Source organism: Enterobacteriaceae endosymbiont of Macroplea appendiculata, assembly GCF_012571605.1.
Taxonomy (GTDB): Bacteria; Pseudomonadota; Gammaproteobacteria; order Enterobacterales; family Enterobacteriaceae.
Window position 1 is genome coordinate 316,813 of the sequence record NZ_CP046220.1, and the last position, 21,308, is coordinate 338,120.

At 25.6% G+C, this 21,308-nt stretch carries 15 protein-coding genes, 2 tRNA genes and 1 pseudogene; 1 reads left to right on the forward strand and 17 read right to left on the reverse strand.

The window, feature by feature from the left end; all coding sequences use genetic code 11:
• Window positions 1-23: 23 nt before the first annotated feature.
• The 10 genes and pseudogenes from rpsO to GJT86_RS01600 all read right to left on the reverse strand — a co-directional run bounded on the left by rpsO (window position 24) and on the right by GJT86_RS01600 (window position 9,502).
• Window positions 24-293, reverse strand: coding sequence for a 30S ribosomal protein S15 (gene rpsO, locus GJT86_RS01555; RefSeq protein ID WP_168920532.1), 270 nt, complete (start codon window positions 291-293; stop codon window positions 24-26).
• 20 nt (window positions 294-313) lie between these two features.
• Window positions 314-1,255, reverse strand: coding sequence for a tRNA pseudouridine(55) synthase TruB (gene truB / locus GJT86_RS01560; protein WP_168920533.1), 942 nt, complete (start codon window positions 1,253-1,255; stop codon window positions 314-316).
• A gap of 21 nt (window positions 1,256-1,276) precedes the next feature.
• On the reverse strand, window positions 1,277-1,639 hold the full coding sequence (rbfA, locus tag GJT86_RS01565) for a 30S ribosome-binding factor RbfA (protein WP_168920534.1): 363 nt from the start codon (window positions 1,637-1,639) through the stop codon (window positions 1,277-1,279).
• Between the two features lie 39 nt (window positions 1,640-1,678).
• On the reverse strand, window positions 1,679-4,009 hold the full coding sequence (infB, locus tag GJT86_RS01570; RefSeq protein ID WP_168920535.1) for a translation initiation factor IF-2: 2,331 nt from the start codon (window positions 4,007-4,009) through the stop codon (window positions 1,679-1,681).
• Between the two features lie 43 nt (window positions 4,010-4,052).
• Entirely contained in the window at window positions 4,053-5,549 is a 1,497-nt protein-coding gene (nusA, locus tag GJT86_RS01575) for a transcription termination factor NusA (RefSeq protein ID WP_168920536.1), read from the reverse strand.
• A 275-nt stretch (window positions 5,550-5,824) separates the two neighbouring features.
• Window positions 5,825-5,901: transfer RNA gene (locus GJT86_RS01580), tRNA-Met, on the reverse strand.
• Window positions 5,902-5,958: 57 nt separating this feature from the next.
• Window positions 5,959-6,049, reverse strand: a tRNA-Leu gene (locus GJT86_RS01585).
• A gap of 8 nt (window positions 6,050-6,057) precedes the next feature.
• Window positions 6,058-6,327, reverse strand: a complete 270-nt coding sequence (gene secG / locus GJT86_RS01590; RefSeq protein WP_168920537.1) for a preprotein translocase subunit SecG — start codon at window positions 6,325-6,327, stop codon at window positions 6,058-6,060.
• 634 nt (window positions 6,328-6,961) lie between these two features.
• A pseudogene (gene ftsH, locus GJT86_RS01595) lies at window positions 6,962-8,818 on the reverse strand (ATP-dependent zinc metalloprotease FtsH); the annotation flags it as partial.
• Window positions 8,819-8,848: 30 nt separating this feature from the next.
• Window positions 8,849-9,502, reverse strand: a complete 654-nt coding sequence (locus GJT86_RS01600) for an RlmE family RNA methyltransferase (RefSeq protein ID WP_168920538.1) — start codon at window positions 9,500-9,502, stop codon at window positions 8,849-8,851.
• A gap of 158 nt (window positions 9,503-9,660) precedes the next feature.
• Here GJT86_RS01600 and dut point away from each other — a divergent pair, with 158 nt between their 5' ends.
• Entirely contained in the window at window positions 9,661-10,116 is a 456-nt protein-coding gene (gene dut / locus GJT86_RS01605) for a dUTP diphosphatase (RefSeq protein WP_168920539.1), read from the forward strand.
• Between the two features lie 43 nt (window positions 10,117-10,159).
• Here dut and rpoC read toward each other — a convergent pair whose 3' ends face one another.
• The 7 genes from rpoC to nusG all read right to left on the reverse strand — a co-directional run bounded on the left by rpoC (window position 10,160) and on the right by nusG (window position 21,298).
• Window positions 10,160-14,359, reverse strand: a complete 4,200-nt coding sequence (gene rpoC / locus GJT86_RS01610; RefSeq protein ID WP_168920540.1) for a DNA-directed RNA polymerase subunit beta' — start codon at window positions 14,357-14,359, stop codon at window positions 10,160-10,162.
• A 50-nt stretch (window positions 14,360-14,409) separates the two neighbouring features.
• A complete protein-coding gene (gene rpoB, locus GJT86_RS01615) occupies window positions 14,410-18,447 on the reverse strand; it encodes a DNA-directed RNA polymerase subunit beta (RefSeq protein ID WP_168920541.1) in 4,038 nt (1,345 codons plus the stop codon).
• Window positions 18,448-18,518: 71 nt separating this feature from the next.
• Window positions 18,519-18,890, reverse strand: a complete 372-nt coding sequence (gene rplL / locus GJT86_RS01620) for a 50S ribosomal protein L7/L12 (RefSeq protein WP_168920542.1) — start codon at window positions 18,888-18,890, stop codon at window positions 18,519-18,521.
• Window positions 18,891-18,943: 53 nt separating this feature from the next.
• Window positions 18,944-19,426 (reverse strand): 50S ribosomal protein L10, encoded by a 483-nt coding sequence (gene rplJ / locus GJT86_RS01625; RefSeq protein ID WP_168920543.1) that lies wholly within the window; start codon window positions 19,424-19,426, stop codon window positions 18,944-18,946.
• Between the two features lie 133 nt (window positions 19,427-19,559).
• On the reverse strand, window positions 19,560-20,243 hold the full coding sequence (gene rplA / locus GJT86_RS01630; protein WP_246209050.1) for a 50S ribosomal protein L1: 684 nt from the start codon (window positions 20,241-20,243) through the stop codon (window positions 19,560-19,562).
• Window positions 20,244-20,269: 26 nt separating this feature from the next.
• Window positions 20,270-20,704 (reverse strand): 50S ribosomal protein L11, encoded by a 435-nt coding sequence (rplK, locus tag GJT86_RS01635; protein WP_168920545.1) that lies wholly within the window; start codon window positions 20,702-20,704, stop codon window positions 20,270-20,272.
• 48 nt (window positions 20,705-20,752) lie between these two features.
• Window positions 20,753-21,298, reverse strand: coding sequence for a transcription termination/antitermination protein NusG (gene nusG / locus GJT86_RS01640; RefSeq protein WP_168920546.1), 546 nt, complete (start codon window positions 21,296-21,298; stop codon window positions 20,753-20,755).
• Window positions 21,299-21,308: the final 10 nt, after the last annotated feature.

The following is a 21,308-nucleotide window of genomic DNA, read 5'->3' on the forward strand; positions in this document are numbered from 1 at the left end:
ATTTTAAATTATATATAAAATTATTATTTTCTTAAATTTAATTGTTCTAATAATGTATTATATTTTAGAAAATTTTTCTTTTTAAAATAATTTAATAATTTTCTACGTTGTGATATTAGATTTAGTAATCCACGACGACTATGATGATCTTTTTTATGGTTTTGAAAATGTTTATGTAAATTATTAATTCTTAATGTAAGTAAAGCAACTTGTATAGGAGTAGAGCCTATATCTGTATGATTTATTTTAAATTTATTAATAATTGTTATTTTGTCTTGTTTATTTGTATACATAAATATTCCTTATAATAATATTATGTTAGTATATATTTAGTAATATGTTGTTTGTGATTAATAATACCAATACCAATAAATTTATATGTATATTTTTCTAAAATATTTACATATTTATTATTTGTAATATTCATTATTTTTAATGTGTGTTTTTTACCATATCTTATATTTTCTATAATATCGTATGTTAAATAAATATTAGGAAAATTACGTGAAATATACTGTATAGGTAAAATTAACTTATTAATTAATGTTTCTTGTAAGAAATGATGTTTATAGTTTTTAATTAATATTTTTACTTGTTGATCTGTAAGTACATTATTATGTGTTATGGAAATATGTGCTATATTCAAACGACGTAATTGTATTACATGTGCACCACAACGTAATTTATCTCCTAAATTATCAATAATACTACGAATATAAGTTCCTTTAGAACAATGTATCTTTAATTTTAAAATATTGAAATTAAAATATATTAATATTATTTTATATATAATTATCTTTCTAACAGGAATTTTAAGATTAATAATATTATTACGTGCATACCAATATAATGGCATGCCATTATATTTTATAGCAGAATATATATTAGGTATTTGTTGTATTTCTCCTAAAAAATGTGTGAGTTTATTTAAGATATGTGTTATAGTCAAATTACTGATACTATTTTTCATAATGATTTTACCATAACTATCTGCTGTATCAGTTTTAATGCCTAATCGTGCTGTTACTTCATATATTTTATCTGCTTCACTTAATAAGTGAGCAAATTTAGTACATCGACCAAAACATATAGGTAGCAAACCGCTAGCTAAGGGATCTAATGTACCTATATAACCTGCTTTATGAATGTTAAATAAAATTTTAATTTTTTGTAATATTTTATTAGATGTTAATCCAATAGATTTATCTAATAATAATAAACCATTAATATTGTTTTGATTTGAAAAAACTATCATTTGTAATTAAATTATAAATAATTATATATTATTTTGGTTAAGTAGTTTAGTAATATGTGCACCTACATTTAAAGAATGATCAAAAAAAAATTTTAAATGTGGAATATGACGTAATATTATTTTCTGAGTTAAAATATGTTTTATATATCCTGATATTGTATTTAAAAAATATAATTCTTGTTTTTCATTATGTTGTAATATATTTTTTGTTTGTGGATAACAAATAAATATTTGTGCATAAGATAAATCTTTTGTTACCAATAAATCTGTTACGGTAATTAATTTATTAAAACGTGTATCATGAATATTATTTGCTAGTATATATGAAATTTGTTTTTTTAATTCATTAGCAACTTTTAATTGACGATATTTATTTTTTTCCATAATTGTTTCTTTTATAAAAAATAATTTTTAAAAATTATGTTATTTACGGTTTTCTATTTTGATAAACGATTCTATTTTATCGTGTATCTTTATATTATTAAAATTTTTTATAATAATACCACATTCCATGTTTATACTTACTTCTGTAACACTATCTTTAAATCTTCTTAATGATTCTATGGTAGTTTCACAAATGATTTTATCATTACGTATAACACGTATCGTATGATGTTGTTGTAAAAATCCAGATTTAACAGTACATCCAGCAATAACACCAATATGCTGAATAGTAAAAATATTTTTTACTTCTGCCGTACCTAAAGTCTGATATGTATATATAGGTGCAATAAATGAATTAACAAAATTTTTAAAATTATCAATTAAGTTATAAATAACTGTAAAAATGCGCACATTAATATTTTCAGATATCATAATACGTTTAGCAGCACTATTTATGGTGACATTAAAACCTATTACAATCATATTATTAGTTGTAGAGGCTAATATAACATCTGTTTCTGTAATATTTCCTACACCAGTATTAATAATTTCGATACTGCAATTTTTTTGTATTATTTGCATTAATGCATTTTTTATAATTTCTATGGATCCTTGAGTATAACATTTTAATAATACATGTATTTTTTGTATGTGTTTTTGATTTAAATCAATAAATTTATTTTTAAAATTTTTTTGTTGTATAGTAATTTTTTTATTACGTAATTGATCTTTTCTATAAGAAACTATACTTCTTATTTTTTTTTCATTAGTAACAACTATAAAAGTATCACCTGCATAAGGTATATGAGATAAACCAACAATTTCTACTGCAGAAGAAGGTTCAGCTGTCAGTAATAATTTTCCTTGACAATTTTTTAAAGTTTTTATTTTACCATAAGTTGTACCACATAATATCATATCTCCTTTTTTTAACGTACCCTCTTGTACTATAATATTTGCTACAGGTCCTCTATTCTTATCTAAATACGATTCGATTACAACACCTTGTGCAATACCTTGAAATCTTGCTTTTAATTCTAACATTTCTGCTTGTAATAAGATTGCATCTAATAATTTATTTATTCCTATTCCAGTCTTAGCAGATAATGAAACAAATATATTATTACCACCCCATTGATCTGAAATAATATTATATTTACTAAGATCGTTTTTAATTTTTTCTATATTAAATATGTTTTTATCAATTTTATTAATTCCTACTATGATTGGTACATTATATTCTTGTGCATATTTAATAATTTCAATTGTTTGCGGCATAATACCATCATCAATAGCTATAACTAATATAATAATATCTGTAATACTAATTCCACGTGATCTCATTAAAGAAAATAATTCATGTCCAGGAGTATCAATAAAAGTAATATTTTGATTTTTATGTGTAACTTGATAAGCATTAATGTTTTGTGTAATACCTCCAGATTCTTTTGATTGTATTTTTGTCGATAATATATAATCTAATATTGATGTTTTGCCATGATCAACATGTCCCATAAGGGTAACTATTGGATCGCGTTCTTGTAATTTGATATTGATATTTTGTGTATTCAGTAATGATCTTTCTAATTCATTTTTATGTCGTAAAATAACTCGATGACCCATATTTTGTACAATTAATTGTGCTGTTTTTTGATCTAATAATTTGTTATTAGGATTTAATATACCTATATTCATCATATTTTTAGTAACTACAGCACTTTTTATTGCCATTTTATCTGCTAATTCTTGTAAACTAATATGTTTATTAGTATAGAGAATAATATTACGAATAATATTTTTACTTGGTTTAGTAAAAGCTTGTTGTAATTTATTTACATGGTGTTGGGGATATTTTTTTTTCTTTATAAAAGGTATTATACTGTTTTTAACATGTATATCAGATATTTTTTTATGTAAATTATTTATTTTATAATTTTGTTTGATTGAAAATTTATTTCTTATATGCGTTTTTTTTCTTCCATTTTTATTATATATAATAATATTTTTCTTTTTTTCATTAATAACACTAAAGACTTTTTTAAATGGTTTATTTGTTATTTTTTTAAACTTAATATTATTAACTATTTTTTTTTCATTGTCATATAATTTATCATGTAATAATATGTTTTTTTGATGAATATTACTTGTATCTTTTTTACTTTTCATATTAGTTTTAATATGGCTATATTTTGTATTAATAAATAATTTGTGCTTCACTAAATAATGTATTAATTTTTTTTTTTCTTGTATAGTGATATGGTCATTAATATTTTTACTAATACCAATGTCTAAAAAATATTTTATAATTTTTTTTATAGACATATTCATTTCTACAGCTATATTATTTACAGTAATATCCATTAAATCCATATTTAGTTTACCTCATTCATATATATAATATTATGTATAATAGTTATGGTTTTTTTTTAAACCAACAAATATTACGTGCAGACATAATTAAATCACCTGCTTTTTTTGTATTTAAAATTTTAATATCGGAAAGATCTTCAATACTCTGTTCTGCTAATTGTTCGATAGTTATAATACCTTTATGAATTAATAATTCACATATTTTATTATTCATATTTTTTATTTGAAGAAAATTATTTATGATTTGTGTATTATTCTTTACTTTATTTGTTATGACATTATTATAACATGTATTTTTTACATAATTTTGCATGTTTTGAAAACATATTTTACTAATACTAAATTTATTAGCAATATCATTAATTTTATTTACTGGACAAAATATAATGGCTTCTAAAGAAGATAAATGTTCTTCTTGTACTAATTTCCATGCACAATTTTTGTTAATTATTAAATGTTGCATAAAAATTTTTATTAATGTATTATTTTTCTTATTATATTTAATAGTTAAATTTTCTTGAGTCATAATATTTAATTCCCAACCACTTAATTGTGATGCTAAACGAATATTTTGTCCGTTTCTGCCAATTGCTTGCGCTAAATTTTTTTCATTAACAGCAATATCAATTTTATGATTATAATCATTTACAACTATTGAAGAAATTTCTGCTGGCAACATTGCATTAATAATAAATTTTTTTATATCTTTGTTCCAAAGAACAACATCTATTTTTTCACCATTTAATTCATTTGATATTGCTTGTACTCTAGCACCTCTTATGCCAACACAAGCACCAATAGGATCAATTCTATGATCGAGTGTTTGTACAGCTATTTTTGATCTTAAACCCGGATCTCTAGCAGCAGATTTAATTTCTATTAATCCTTCTTTAATTTCTGGTACTTCTATACGAAATAGCTCTGTTATCATTTGTATTTTAGAACGACTAATAAAAAAGATATTATCTTTATGTATTTTTTTAAAAGTAAATAATAACCCTTTAATACGATCTCCAGACCTAAAATTTTCTCTAGGTAACATATCTTCTCGTAAAAGAATAGCATTAATATTATTACCTAAATCTAAATTTAAATAACCTTTATGAGTTTTTTTCACTATACCATTTAATATTTTACCAATTTTTTGCTTAAAATAAGCAAGATTAATTGCTTTTTCTGCTTCCCTTACTTTATGAACAATAACTTGTTTAGCTGTTTGTGTAGTAATACGATCAAAATTAATGGATTGAATTTTATCATAAATATAATCACCTATATTTAATGAATTATCTTCAAGACGTGCAGCATCTAACGTAATTTCTTTTGTAGGATAATGTACTTTTTTAACAATTAACCATTTTCTAAAAGTATTGAAATGACCATTATTACGATCAATGTTAACTGATACTTCTATATCATGTACATATTTTTTTTTTGTTGCACTAACTAACGCACTTTCCATAGCTTCAAATATTTTTTCGCGTGGTAAAGATTTTTCATTAGATACTGCTTCTATAACAGCAAGTATTTCTTTATTCATCCTAGTTTTCCTCAAAAATTAACTTGGTAAAATTAGGGAACTAGATTTTGTATAATATTTATTTTTTTTTTATAAAAAAATCCTAATTATAAATATAGTAATTATTTTTATAAAAATAATAATATAACTTATTGACATAATAAATAATATTTTATTGTGTTCTCCAATTTATATATCAAACATGTATTTAAAAACATGACTGCCATCTATATTAACATAAAAATGTCAAACATAGATGTAGTAAGTATTAGGAGTAAAATCTTAATTGATGGTAGTGGTTGCGGGAGTTGGATTTGAACCAACGACCTTCGGGTTATGAGCCCGACGAGCTACCAATCTGCTCCACCCCGCGTCTACTTAGTGATACTACATGATATAATAAAAATATTCATAATGCAAATATTTTTTATACCGAAGACGGGATTTGAACCCGTATATCCAAATAATATGGGGATGCTACCACCTCAAGGTAGTGTGTCTACCAATTCCACCACTTCGGTTTGTATAATTAAAACTTATAAAATTTACTTGTTTTGACATTTACTGTATTTTGTTTAGTACTAATATGTCCTAGTATCATGCTAAAAGCAAAAAACAATAAAGAAAGAACAATAATACTATTAGTTAAAATCTTATTTGTTGTATTCGTATTAAATAATGGTTTAGCATAATTAATAGCAGAAGTACTAATATCTGACATTTCATTATTTTCTAATAAAACTAAACTAATTAATAGCATGTCAATAATAATAAATAAAAATAAAAATAACGCATACATAAAAATTTACCAATAAATATTAAATTTATATTTAATATAATTAGTAATTATTATACATATTTTTATACATAAAACAATATATAATATATTTTATACAAATTTATTGTATTATTTACTTAAATAAAAAAGCATACATTTTTATTACATTATTTAAATCTGCTAAATTTAGTACTGATTCTCTTAATGAAATGTAAATTTTTATATTACAATTATTAATTTTTTTTTAAATAATATATTTTTAAAATTATTTAAAATTTATTAATATAAACTAATTGTTTTTATAATACAAAATATAATCTGTAATAATTTAAAAGTATACTACTACACATTGTTATATTTTGATGTATGTATTTTAAAATAAAATTATAAATAATTTTATTTAAGTTTGAATTTGTATTATCGAAACAATAAAAAATATTTTTCAAATAATAAAAGATAATATCATATTATTATATAATATAATAATTATAACAGATGTGTTTTGTATCATTTCTTAATACTAAATAATATTTTAGTTCTTACACATATATACCTTTGAAAATAACTAACATATTTTTTTTCATAAAAACACAATTAGTCTTAAATTTTTTTTAAAAATATCATAAAAAAAATAATAGTATTGTTAACTTTAATGATTAGTTTTAGTATTATTTTCAGATTTAATTTTAGTTTTCCATACTGGTGGACTAACTTCACTCCTAGCCATTAATTCATTAATTTGTTTGGTTTCTAAAGTTTCATATTCCATTAATGCATTTTTCATAGCATGCAAAATATCAATATTATCTTTAAGAATTTTCATGGCTCTATTATAATTTTCTTGAATAAAAAATTTAACTTCTTGATCAATGATTTTTGCTGTTTCTTCCGACATATTTTTTGATTTAGTTAATGATTTTCCTAAAAAAATTTCTCCTTCTTCTTCTGCATATAATAATGGTCCTAATTTTTTAGAAAAACCCCATTGTGTAACCATATTACGTGCTAAATTAGTTGCAACTTTAATATCATTAGAAGCTCCTGTAGAAACATACTGTTCACCATAGATAATTTCTTCTGCTATTCTACCACCATATAATGTAGATATTTCACTTTCTAATTTTTGACGATTAATACTGATAATATCTATTTCTGGTAAAAAAAATGTTACACCTAAAGCTTGTCCTCGTGGTATAATGGTAACTTTATGTATTGGATCATGTCCAGGAACAAGACATCCGATAATAGCATGACCTGCTTCATGATATGCTGTAGCTTCTTTTTGTGCTTCAGTCATTACCATAGATTTTCTTTCAATACCCATCATGATTTTATCTTTAGAATTTTCAAAATCGGACATAGTAACACATTCACGATTATTACTAGCTGCTAGTAAAGCTGCTTCATTTACTAAATTAGCTAAATCCGCTCCAGAAAATCCTGGTGTACTTTTAGCTAAAATTAGAATATCGACATCTTGTTGTAAAGGAATAGTTTTAGTATGTATTAGTAATATTTGTTCCCTACCACGAATATCAGGTAAACCTACAATTACTTGTCTATCAAATCTTCCTGGACGTAATAAAGCAGGATCTAAAACATCAGGACGATTAGTAGCAGCAATCACAATAATACTCTCGTTATTTTCAAAACCATCCATTTCAACTAACATTTGATTTAATGTTTGTTCTCTTTCATCATGTCCGCCACCCAAACCAGCACCTCTTTGTCGACCAACAGCATCTATTTCATCTATAAAAATAATACATGGTGAAATTTTCTTAGCTTTATTAAAAATATCTCTTACTCTAGATGCACCAACACCAACAAACATTTCTACAAAATCTGATCCAGAAATAATAAAAAATGGTACTTTAGCTTCTCCTGCAATTGCTTTTGCTAATAACGTTTTACCTGTGCCAGGAGGACCTATCATAAGTATTCCTTTAGGTATTTTACCACCTAATTTTTGAAATTTTTTGGGTTGTTTTAAAAATTGTACTACTTCTGCAACTTCTGATTTAGCTTCGTCACATCCAGCAACATCACTAAAAGTAATTTTGATTTGTTCTGCGGTAAACATTTTAGCATTACTTTTGCCAAATGATAATGCACCTTTGCTGCTGCCTTGTATTTGGCGTATAAAAAACACCCAAACTGCAATAAGTAATAACATAGGAAACCATGAAATAAAAATTGCTAGTAATACACTAGGAGATTCTGGCGGAACACTAAAAATTTTAACGTGATTATTTAATAAGATATTTAATAAATCTGGATCATACATAGGTAAATATGTAACATATTTATTATGATCTTTTGTAACAACAAATATTTCTTTACCGTTAATTTTAGTTTCAAGTATTTTATTTTGATGTACTTCATCAAGAAATACAGAATAATCCATTCGTATTTTTTTTTGCGCATTATATGAATTAAAATTCTGGAAAACAGATAAAAAAATTATCGTAATTGCTAACCAGAGAATTATATTTTTTGTTATCTTCTTCAAAAGAGCAACCTCTGTATTTGTTTGTACACTTTAAACAAAATTATATTTTTTATATCCTTTAGCAACGATATAAATTTCACAAGAACGAGTTTTGGAAGAATTAGGTTTTCTAATACGTACGTTATCAAACATTTTACATATTTTATGATATAAAGATTGAAATTCATTACTTTGGAATATTTTCATGACAATACTACCATTATACACTAAATAATTTTTACATAAATTCAACACTATTAAATTTAAATATATAGATTTTGGTATGTCTATGGTTTTTATTCCAGTCATATTAGGTGCCATATCAGACATAATAATTTGTGTTTTTTGTTTCTTAAATTTTTGTTCCAATTTATTATATATGTTTATATCTAATAAATTTCCTTGGATAAAATCCACATTATATATCTTTTCCATGGATAAAATATCATTAGCAATAATTTTACCTGTTTCCCCTATTTGTAAACTAGCAAAACTAGACCATCCTCCTGGTGAAGAACCAAAATCAATAACATTCATACCTTTCTTAAAAAGGTAGTCTATATTATGTAATTCTTCTAATTTAAACCATGATCTTGAACGAAATTTATTAAAATTATTATGTACTTTTTTAACATAATAATCACTGAAGTGATTTTTTAACCATATTAATTTTGATTTATGCTTTTTTTTATTTATAAAAATCATTTATTTCATTAAAAAATTAATTATGTTATAATCATTTTATTATTTTAAACTATATATTATGCTAGTTTTAAATAAAAATTTTCAAATTTTATGATATTATATCAAAGTTTTTATTTAATTGCAATTTAGTATATATTATTTTAATTTATTTATTAAATATGAAAAAAATAGATATTAAAATTTTAGATAGTCGTATTGGTAGTTTATACCAATTACCACAATATGCTACTTCTGGATCAGCTGGATTAGATTTAAGAGCTTGTATTAATGAAAATATTATAATACAGCCTAATAGTAACATTATATTACCAACAGGATTGGCTATACATATTAAAGATCCTAATATAGCAGCTATTATTATTCCAAGATCAGGATTAGGACATTATCATGGTATAGTTTTAAGTAACCTAATCGGTTTAATAGATTCTGATTATCAAGGACATGTCATGATACCTGTTTGGAATCGTAGTTGTAAGACAATTAAAATATTACCTGGTTTAAAAATTGCTCAAATGATATTTTTACCAATTTATCAAGTACAATTCAATATTGTCAAAAATTTTACAATATCTACAAGAAATATTCATGGTTTTGGTCATACAGGTATAATATAAAAACTTAATATATTTTAAAGATTATGTTTAAAATATATGAAGATTATTTTTTAACATTTAAATTTGCATTAAGTAACTCGGTTAAATTAGCTGCTGCTGCAGTAATGTTATCTGTTTGCTTAGATTTTTGTTCTTTTATACGTTGTTGATGGTAAGCATAACCAGTACCAGCTGGAATTAATCTACCAACTATAACATTTTCTTTTAAACCTCTTAAATAATCATGTTTACCTCCTACAGCAGATTCAGTTAACACTCTTGTTGTTTCTTGAAATGATGCTGCAGAAATAAATGAAGAGGTTGCTAAAGATGCTTTTGTAATACCTAATAAATTATGTTTATATAATATATTTTTTTTATTATGTTTATTAAAATTCTGATTTAACATTTTTATTTGTGATACTTCTACTTGTTCACCAACTAAAAAATTTGAATCTCCAGGATTAAGAATAGTTGCTTTACGTAACATTTGACGTATAATAACCTCTATATGTTTATCATTAATTTTTACACCTTGTAATCTGTATACATCTTGTACTTCATTAATAATATAATGAGTAACTGCACTAACACCACGTAAACGTAAGATATCATGTGAAGATTCCGGACCATCAGAAATAATATCACCTTTATTTACTAATTCACCCTCAAAAACATTTAATTGACGCCATTTAGGTATCATTTCTTCATATGTATTATCTGTAGAAGTTATTATTATTCTTCTTTTACCTTTAGTTTCTTTCCCAAAAGATATTACACCACTAATTTCTGCTAAAATTGCCGCATCTTTTGGACGACGTGCTTCAAATAAGTCTGCAACTCTAGGAAGACCACCAGTAATATCTTTAGTACTAATAGATTCTTGTGGTACTCTTGCTAAAATATCACCAATACTAATTTTAGTACCATTATTAAAATTAATAATAGCTTTATTTGGTAAAAAATAATGCGCAGGCATATCTGTACCAGGAATAATAAGATCATGATTTTCTTCATCTATAATTTTTAACATAGGACGATAATCTTTACTAACACTACTTCTTTCTGCGGCATCTAAAACTACAATAGAAGATAAACCTGTTAAATCATCTGTTTGTTTAATAATATTTTGCCCCTCAATCATATCACAAAATTTTATTTTACCAGTTACTTCACTAATAATTGGCATGGTATGAGGATCCCAATATGCCACTATTTCACCTGCAGTAACTTTAGAACCATTTTTTTTAGTAATAACAGCACCATAAGGTATTTTATAACTTTCTGTAGTTTTACCAAAATTATTAAGAATTGTTAATTCTACATTTCTAGATGTAACTATAACTTTTCCTAAAGAATTTATTACATATTTTATATTTACTAGATTAATAAAACCTTGATCTTTAACTTGTACACTAGATTCTGTAGCTGTTCTAGAAGCTGCTCCTCCTATATGGAAAGTTCTCATGGTTAATTGTGTACCAGGTTCACCAATCGATTGTGCCGCAATAACACCAATAGCTTCACCTTTATTAATTAAATGTCCACGAGCTAAATCTCTGCCGTAACAATAAGCACATACACCAAAATTAGTTTCACAACTTACTACTGATCTTACAATAATACTATCTATAGAATATTTTTCTAATAAATTACAATATTCTTCGTTTAATAAAGTATTTTTATGTATGATAATATCATCTGTATGAGGTTTTTTAATATCTTGTAAATTTACTCTTCCTAATACTCGATCTTTTAATGGTTCTTTAATATCTCCTCCTGTAATTATAGAAGACATTTTAATGCCTTTAATCGTATGACAATTATCTTCAGTAATCACTAAATCTTGTGCTACATCTACTAATCTACGTGTTAAATAACCAGAATTAGCTGTTTTTAATGCTGTATCTGCTAAACCTTTTCTTGCACCATGTGTAGATATAAAATATTGTAACACATTTAAACCTTCACGGAAATTAGCTACAATAGGTGTTTCAATAATTGAACCATCTGGTTTAGCCATTAAACCACGCATACCTGCTAATTGTCTAATTTGTGCCGCAGATCCTCTAGCTCCAGAATCAGCCATCATAAAAATATTATTAAATGAACTTTGTTGTCTAATATTACCAGTTTTATCTATAATATTTTCAATAGATAAGTTTCTCATCATAGATTTAGCAACTTTTTCATTAGCAGCAGACCAAATATCAATAACTTTATTATAACGTTCTCCAGCAGTTACTAATCCTGTTTGAAATTGTTCTTGTATTTCAGATACTTCGTTTTCAGCTTCTTGAACAATATCTTTTTTGTTTTTTGGTATAATAATATCATCTATTCCAACAGATGAACCAGAACGAGCTGCATAATGAAAACCTGTATACATAATTTGGTCTGCAAAAATTACAGTATGTTTTAAACCTAAAGTTCTATAACATATATTTAACATATGTGAGATGGATGCTTTACCCAAAGTTTTATTAATAAGATCATAAGATAAACCTTTAGGGACATAAGACCAAAATATTGATCTTCCGATAGTTGTATCTATTATTTTAGTTGTCTTAGTAAAAATATTATTTTTACGATTAAATAAATATTCTGTAATTCGTACTTTAACACAGGCATGTAAATCTACTTCTCCTAAAAGATAAATTCTTTCTGCTTCTTTAGGTCCTGTTAAATACATTCCTTCGCCTTTAGCATTAATTTTATCCTTCGTCATATAATACAAACCTAAGATTACATCTTGTGATGGTACAATAATAGGTTCTCCATTTGCAGGAGATAAAATATTATTTGTAGACATCATTAATATTCTAGCTTCTAACTGTGCTTCTAAAGTTAAAGGAACATGTACTGCCATTTGATCACCATCAAAATCAGCATTGTATGCTGCGCATACTAAAGGATGTAATTGTATAGCTTTACCTTCTATTAAAATTGGTTCAAACGCTTGTATGCCTAATCTATGTAAAGTTGGTGCTCTATTTAATAAGATAGGATGTTCTTGGATGACTTCATCAAGTATATCCCATACAATTGGTTCTTCTTTTTCTACCATTTTTTTCGCAGATTTTATAGTATTAGCTAAACCTCTAATTTCTAATTTACCATATATAAAAGGCTTAAATAATTCTAGAGCCATTTTTTTAGGTAAACCACATTGATGTAGATGTAAATAAGGTCCTACAGTAATAACTGATCTACCAGAGTAATCTACTCTTTTACCTAATAAATTTTGTCTAAATCTACCTTGTTTTCCTTTAATCATATCTGCTAAAGATTTTAAAGGACGTTTATTAGATCCCGTAATTGCTCGTCCTCGTCTACCATTATCTAATAATGCATCTACAGCTTCTTGCAACATTCTCTTTTCATTTCTAATGATAATATCTGGTGCTGATAATTCTAATAAACGTTTTAACCTATTATTACGGTTTATAACACGACGATATAAATCATTTAAATCTGAAGTAGCAAATCGACCGCCATCTAACGGTACTAAAGGTCTTAAATCAGGTGGTAGTACAGGTAAAACTGTTAAAATCATCCATTCTGGTTTATTACTAGAATGTATAAAAGATTCTAATAATTTGATTCGTTTAGTAATTTTTTTACGTTTAGTCTCAGAATTAGTCTTATATATTTCATTACATAATCTAGTATATTCTTGCTGTAAATTTATATTTTTTAATAATGTTTGTATAGCTTTTGCACCCATTTGTGCATTAAATTCGTCACCAAATTCTTCTATAACTTCTAAATATTGTTCTTCTGATAAAATCTGGTTTTTTTTTAATGTTGTTATTCCTATATCAATAACAACATATGCTTCAAAATATAAAACTCTCTCAATATCTTTTAATGGTATATTCAATAATAAACCAATACGTGATGGTAATGATTTTAAAAACCAAATATGTGCAATAGGTGCGGCTAATTCAATATGACCCATTCTATCTCTTCTTACTTTAGTTTGTGTAACTTCTACACCACATTTTTCACAAACTACACCTCTATGTTTTAAACGTTTATATTTACCACATAAACATTCATAATCTTTTATAGGTCCAAAAATACGTGCACAAAATAAACCATCACGTTCTGGTTTAAATGTACGATAATTTATTGTTTCTGGTTTTTTAACTTCTCCAAAAGACCAAGATCTCATCATGTCTGCAGAAGCTAAAGTAATTTTTATAGTGTTAAAATCGTTTATTCTACTTTGTGATTGTAAATATTTAAATTGATCGTTCACAAATATATAACCTCAAATATGTATATAAAATAATAATGTATGACTCCATATTATTTATATTTATTTTTCTTTTCTAAATCTATATTCATTCCTAATGAACGTATTTCCTTTAATAAAACATTAAAAGATTCCGGAATTCCTGGTTCCATTTGATGATTCCCATCTACAATATTTTTATACATTTTGGTACGACCATTCACATCATCTGATTTAATAGTTAACATTTCTTGTAACGTATATGCTGCACCATAGGCTTCTAAAGCCCATACTTCCATTTCACCAAATCTTTGACCACCAAATTGAGCTTTACCACCTAACGGTTGTTGTGTCACCAAACTATATGATCCAGTAGATCTTGCATGCATTTTATCATCTACTAAATGATTTAATTTTAACATATACATATAACCAACTGTAACAGGTCTTTCAAAAAGTTCTCCTGTACGTCCATCATATAAATTAATTTGTCCTGATGTAGGTAACTTAGCTAATTGTAATAATAATTTTATTTCTTTTTCTGTAGCACCATCAAATACTGGAGTAGCTATAGGCAAACCATCTTTTAAATTATGTGCTAAAGTTAATAATTCTTGGTCAGTCAGTTGTTGTAAATTTACTTCTTGACGTATATTGCAACCTATATTATATACTTTTTGCATAAAATTTCTTAAATCATGCATGTTTTGTTCTTTTTGCAATAAAAGACTAATTTGTTGTCCGATTCCTTTAGCCGCCATACCTAAATGTGTTTCTAATATTTGTCCTATATTCATTCTTGAAGGAACCCCTAATGGATTAAGAACAATATCTACAGGAACGCCATATTCATCGTAAGGCATATCTTCTACAGGACAAATTTTAGAAATAACTCCTTTATTACCATGACGTCCAGCCATTTTATCTCCCGGTTGTACTTGTCTTTTTATTGCTAAATTAACTTTTACAATTTTTAATATTCCAGGTGCTAAATCATTTCCACGAATAATTTTTTTTTTTTGTTTTTCTAATTTTTTGTTAAAAACATGTTTTAATTTTTCATATTGTTTAATTAAATCAATAACTATTTTACGTTCATTTTTTTGTTTAGTTGGTAATAATGCATACCACTTGCTATAATGTTTACTATATAAATCTTGTTCAAGACATTTATGCTTCAATAAATATTGTTTTAAATATGTTAGAATATAATGCTTAAAAATTTTTTGTTCCTTAGACAAATTTTCCTGAAGTTGTTTTAATTCCATTTCTTCTATTTCTATAGTCCGTTGATCTTTTTTAACTCCTTCACGCGTGAAAATTTTTACATCAATCACTACACCAGAAATACCATTTGGTACACGTAAAGATGTATCTTTTACATCAGAAGCTTTTTCACCAAAAATTGCTCGTAATAATTTTTCTTCTGGTGATAATTGTGTTTCTCCTTTAGGAGTTACTTTACCAACTAAAATATCACCACTTTTAACTTCTGCACCAATATATACAATTCCTGATGAATCTAATTTAGATAAAGAAGATTCACTAACATTTGGTATATCAGCTGTAATTTCTTCTTGTCCTAGTTTAGTATCACGAGATATACAAGACAATTCTTGTATATGTATTGTAGTAAATTTATCTTGATGTACTATATGTTCAGATAATAATATTGAATCTTCAAAATTGTACCCATTCCATGGCATAAAAGCTACACGCATATTTTGCCCTAAAGCTAATTCTCCTAAATCAGTTGCTGGACCATCTGCTAATACGTCTCCTTTATTCACATTATCATTTAAATTTACACAAGGTGTTTGATTAATACATGTATTTTGGTTAGATCTTTTATATTTGATTAAATGATATATATCTATATTATGAGAAAATATATCTGTGTTATTATGTTTTTGTATAATAATACATGATGCATCTATATATTTTACGATACCATTATTTTGTGCAATAATTGTCACTCCGGAATCTACGGCAACAACTCTTTCCATTCCTGTACCAACTAAAGGTTTTTCAGTTTTTAATATTGGCACCGCTTGTCGTTGCATATTCGCACCCATTAAAGCTCTATTAGCATCATCATGTTCTAAAAATGGTATTAAAGATGCTCCTACAGATACAATTTGTTGTGCTGAAACATCCATATAATGTATTTGTTTTTTATCAAATAAATGGAATTCACCTTGATGTCTACACGTGATATAATCATCTATAATAACATGATTATGATCTAAGTTTATATGAGCTTGGGCAATAATAAAATTACCTTCTTCAATTGAGGATAAATAATGTATTGTATTATTTACTTGACCATCATTTACACAACGATACGGAGTGACTAAGAATCCATATTGATTAGTTGTTGCATAAAGAGATAAAGAATTAATTAAACCAATATTTGGTCCTTCAGGTGTTTCAATTGGACATACTCGTCCATAATGTGTTGGATGTACATCACGAACTTCGAAACCTGCTCTTTCACGTGTTAAACCACCAGGACCTAATGCTGATATACGACGTTTATGTGTTATTTCTGCTAATGGATTATTTTGATCCATAAATTGTGATAATTGACTAGAACAAAAAAATTCTTTTATAGCTGCAGAAATAGGTTTTGCATTAATTATATCCTGTGGTGTAAGCATATCTGTTTCACTTAACGATAATCTTTCTTTTACAGCACGTTCTACACGTATTAAACCTATACGAAATTGGTTTTCAACCATTTCACCAATAGAACGAACTCGACGATTACCTAGATGATCAATATCATCAATATGACCTTTACCATTTCTAATATCAATTAATTTTTTAATTACATCTATAATATCATTATGAGTTAATAAACCAGATCCTGTTGCGTGACTACGTTTTAAAGAATAGTTAAATTTCATCCGTCCTACGGCAGATAAATCATAACGTTCTTCTGTAAAGAATAAACGTTTAAATAATAATTCTGCTGCTTCTTTAGTTGGTGGTTCTCCTGGTCTAATCATCCTGTAGATCTCTAATAAAGCTTCTGTACGATCTAATGTTGTATCGATTCTTAAAGTACTAGAAATATACGGTCCTTGATCTAAATCATTAGTAAAAATAGTCTCAATACTATTAAAATTATTGTTAATAATATTATTAATATTCTCAATAGATAAAAAAGAATTAGCAGAAATAATAACTTCACCAGTATTTGGATTAATATAATCTTTAGCAACAATTTTGCCTACAAGATATTCTTTTGTAACATTTATATAACGAATATTATCTTTTTTTAGTTTATTAATATGTTTTAATGTAATTCTTTTACCTTTATGAATATAATGAACGCCATTAATACTAATATCAAATAGAGCCGTTTCACCACGTAATCTGTTAGGAAATAGCATCATAGTTATTTCATGATTATTTATTTTGTAAATATTTTTTTGGAAAAAAAGATCTAATATTTTTTCTTGATCATAATGTAATGCTTTCAAAATTACGGTAACAGGTAGTTTTCTTCTTCGGTCTATACGCATAAAAAGATTATCTTTTAAATCAAATTCAAAATCTAACCATGAACCGCGATAAGGTATAATACGTGCATTATATAATATTTTTCCTGAAGAATGTGTTTTACCTTTATCGCTATCAAAAAAAACTCCAGGACTTCTATGTAACTGCGAAACAACAACCCTTTCAATACCATTAATAATAAATGTACCGTTAGTTGTCATTAATGGTATTTCACCCATATAAACTTCTTGTTCTTTTATACTATTAATATTATTTTTATTTTCTTTATCATAAATAATTAATTTTAACTTTACACGCAAAGCCGCGGAATATGTCATACCTCTTATATGGCATTCTTGGACATTGTAAACAGGTTCGCCTAAACGAAAATTAATATATTCTAGTATACAATAATTGTTATAACTATATATAGGAAAAATAGTTTTAAAGGCAGATTCTAAACCACAATTTCCTGTATTATTTTTTTGTATGAATTTTTCGAATGAATCTAATTGAATAGAAAGTAAATATGGGATATCCAAAATATGAGGTCTTTTCCCAAAATCTTTGCGAATACGTTTTTTTTCAGTTTGAGAATAAACCATATGGTTCCTCAATTTATATATAATAAAATGAATAATTTATTTGATATATGTATAAAATTAAATATATTAATTTATTTAATTTCTATTTCTGCACCAGCATTTTTTAATATTTTTTCTAGTTCTGTTACTTCTGTTTTACTAATAGCTTCTTTTAATACAACAGGAGCAGATTCTACTAGATCTTTTGCTTCTTTTAATCCTAAATTCATAATACTTCTTACCGCTTTAATTACAGAAATTTTATTCTTACCTATATTAGTAAGATAAATACTAAATTCTGTTTTTTCTTCTACAATTTTTTCTTTAGTACTATTATTCGTATTATTAAAATAATTAGCAGTGGAAACATCAAATTTTTTTTCCATTAACTTAACTAATTCCATAACATCCATTACAGACATAGATTCAATTTCTTGTATTATTTGTTCTTTAGTAATTGACATAATAATGATTCCCTAATATAGGATAAAATTTTTATGTAAATGTATTAATAAATTTATTTTTTATTTTTAATCATTATTAATACATACATTAAACGTTCGATAGCGACAAATTTAATAGTTTTTAATAAAAAACATATTGCTTCCGAATATGTTGGTAAATTAGCTAAAATATCAATATTATCATATAATTTATCATTGAAAACAGCAGCTTTAATTTTAAAATTATTATATTTATTTGAAAAATCTTTAAATAATCGTGCAGCTGTACCAGGATGTTTAAAAGAATAACCAACTAATATAGATCTACGTATTTTATGTTCTAAAGATTTAAAAGAACTATTTTGTATAATAAGTTTTAGCAAACTATTTTTAATAACATGAATCATTACATTATTTTCTCGACATTTTTTTCGTAAAATTGTCAAATTATTAACATTAACTCCAGTGAAATTAACTATAACTATAGATACAGCACTTTTATTAATTTTTTTAAATTTTGCAACAATCGTTTTTTTTTGTGTAATATTTAATGACATTAGATTATTGCACTCCTAAATGTATGGTATATATTTATTGTTTATAAAATTTAATAATATATTAATGTTATTAAATTTTTATGAAAAATTTTCATTATAACAAAAAATAATCATTCGTAAAGCATAAAAATCACTAATAATTATTTAGGTAATCTGTTGTAATATCAATGGCAATACCCATGGTTGTAGACAAATATATTTTATGAATAAAATTACCTTTTATATTATTAGGTTTGTTTTTTTTTATTGTTTTTAAAAAAAATAATATATTTTGCTTGATAATGTTATTATCAAAATTTATTTTGCCTATACTAATATGAATTATACCATTTTTATCATTACGGAAGTTTACTTGTCCTTTCTTGATATTAATAATCGTATCATATACCTTGTTCGTAATTGTACCTAGTTTAGGATTTGGCATAAGACCTTTAGGACCTAATATTGTTCCTAATTTACTCACGATATGCATCGTATCAGGAGTAGCAATAACAGTATTAATTTTTTTTATTATTATTCTTGTACTAATTTTAGCTGCTAAATCTTCCATACCAATATATTCAGCGCCAGCTTGTTTAGCTTGTATCGCATCTTCTCCTGCAGCAAACACAGCTATATATTTTTTTTGTCCATTATGATATGGTAATAGCACGTTGCTACGTATATTTTGTTCTGTCTTCTTAGGATTAATTCCTAACATCACAACTAAATCTATACTTTCAATAAACTTAACTATACTCATTTTTTTAAGATGAATAATAGCATCTTCTAATAAAGATTGTATTAATTTATTTTTTTGTGTGTAAAGTGCAGACATGCGTTTTGTGTATCTAACCATATATTTTATTCCTTTGTCTCAATAACTATCCCCATAGACAGTGCAGTTCCTTCGATGGAACGCATTATAGCATTGATATCTGCTCCCGTCATATCAACAGATTTATATTGTGCAATATCACGAATTTGTGCGTGCGTAATAGTACCAATATTTTCTGTTTTAGGTTTATTAGCCCCTTTTTTTATATCTAATATTTTTTTTATCATAACTGATGCAGGTGTAGTTTTAGTTATAAAAGTAAAAGATTTATCTATATAAATAGTAATAATAACTGGTATAGGCATACCTTTTTCTAAATTTTTTGTTTGTGTATTAAATATTTTACAAAATTCCATAATATTAACTCCATGCTGTCCTAACGCCGGACCAATAGGCGGACTAGGATTAGCTATCCCTGCTGGAATTTGTAATTTTACATAAGTTTTAATTCTTTTTGCCATATTACATATTTCCTTTAGTATTAAAATATATTAAATATAATATAATGATTATCCTTTTTCTACTTGACTAAAATTTAAATCCACTGGAGTAGAACGGCCAAAAATAGAAACTGAAACTTTTAAACGGCTTTTTTCGTAATCTACTTCCTCGACAACACCATTAAAATCTGCAAATGGTCCATCATTTACTCTAATCATTTCACCTGGTTCAAATAATGTTTTTGGTCTAGGTTTATTACCAATTTGCTGTAAACGATTAATTATGATATCTACTTCTTTATCACTAATAGGTGATGGATTATCTGATACACCTCCTATAAAACCTAAAACTTTAGGTATATTACGTACTAAATGCCAACTAATTTCTTTCATAATCATATTAACTAATATATATCCTGGAAAAAATTTACGATCACTTCTATATTTCTGTCCATTACGTATTTCTATAATAGCTTCTGTTGGAACTAAAATTTCTCCAAAAAAATCTTCCATTTTATGTATCTTAATATATTCTCGTAATGATTGAGCTACACGACTTTCAAAACCAGAACGTGCTTGTATAACATACCATTTTTTTTGGCAAGACCGAAACATATAATAAACC

Coding starts and splice junctions, on each gene's coding strand:
- rpsO (WP_168920532.1), bottom strand. CDS start 293: ATGTATACAAATAAACAAGACAAAATAACAATTATTAATAAATTTAAA.
- truB (WP_168920533.1), bottom strand. CDS start 1,255: ATGATAGTTTTTTCAAATCAAAACAATATTAATGGTTTATTATTATTA.
- rbfA (WP_168920534.1), bottom strand. CDS start 1,639: ATGGAAAAAAATAAATATCGTCAATTAAAAGTTGCTAATGAATTAAAA.
- infB (WP_168920535.1), bottom strand. CDS start 4,009: ATGGATTTAATGGATATTACTGTAAATAATATAGCTGTAGAAATGAAT.
- nusA (WP_168920536.1), bottom strand. CDS start 5,549: ATGAATAAAGAAATACTTGCTGTTATAGAAGCAGTATCTAATGAAAAA.
- secG (WP_168920537.1), bottom strand. CDS start 6,327: ATGTATGCGTTATTTTTATTTTTATTTATTATTATTGACATGCTATTA.
- GJT86_RS01600 (WP_168920538.1), bottom strand. CDS start 9,502: ATGATTTTTATAAATAAAAAAAAGCATAAATCAAAATTAATATGGTTA.
- dut (WP_168920539.1), top strand. CDS start 9,661: ATGAAAAAAATAGATATTAAAATTTTAGATAGTCGTATTGGTAGTTTA.
- rpoB (WP_168920541.1), bottom strand. CDS start 18,447: ATGGTTTATTCTCAAACTGAAAAAAAACGTATTCGCAAAGATTTTGGG.
- rplL (WP_168920542.1), bottom strand. CDS start 18,890: ATGTCAATTACTAAAGAACAAATAATACAAGAAATTGAATCTATGTCT.
- rplJ (WP_168920543.1), bottom strand. CDS start 19,426: ATGTCATTAAATATTACACAAAAAAAAACGATTGTTGCAAAATTTAAA.
- rplA (WP_246209050.1), bottom strand. CDS start 20,243: ATGTCTGCACTTTACACACAAAAAAATAAATTAATACAATCTTTATTA.
- rplK (WP_168920545.1), bottom strand. CDS start 20,704: ATGGCAAAAAGAATTAAAACTTATGTAAAATTACAAATTCCAGCAGGG.
- nusG (WP_168920546.1), bottom strand. CDS start 21,298: ATGTTTCGGTCTTGCCAAAAAAAATGGTATGTTATACAAGCACGTTCT.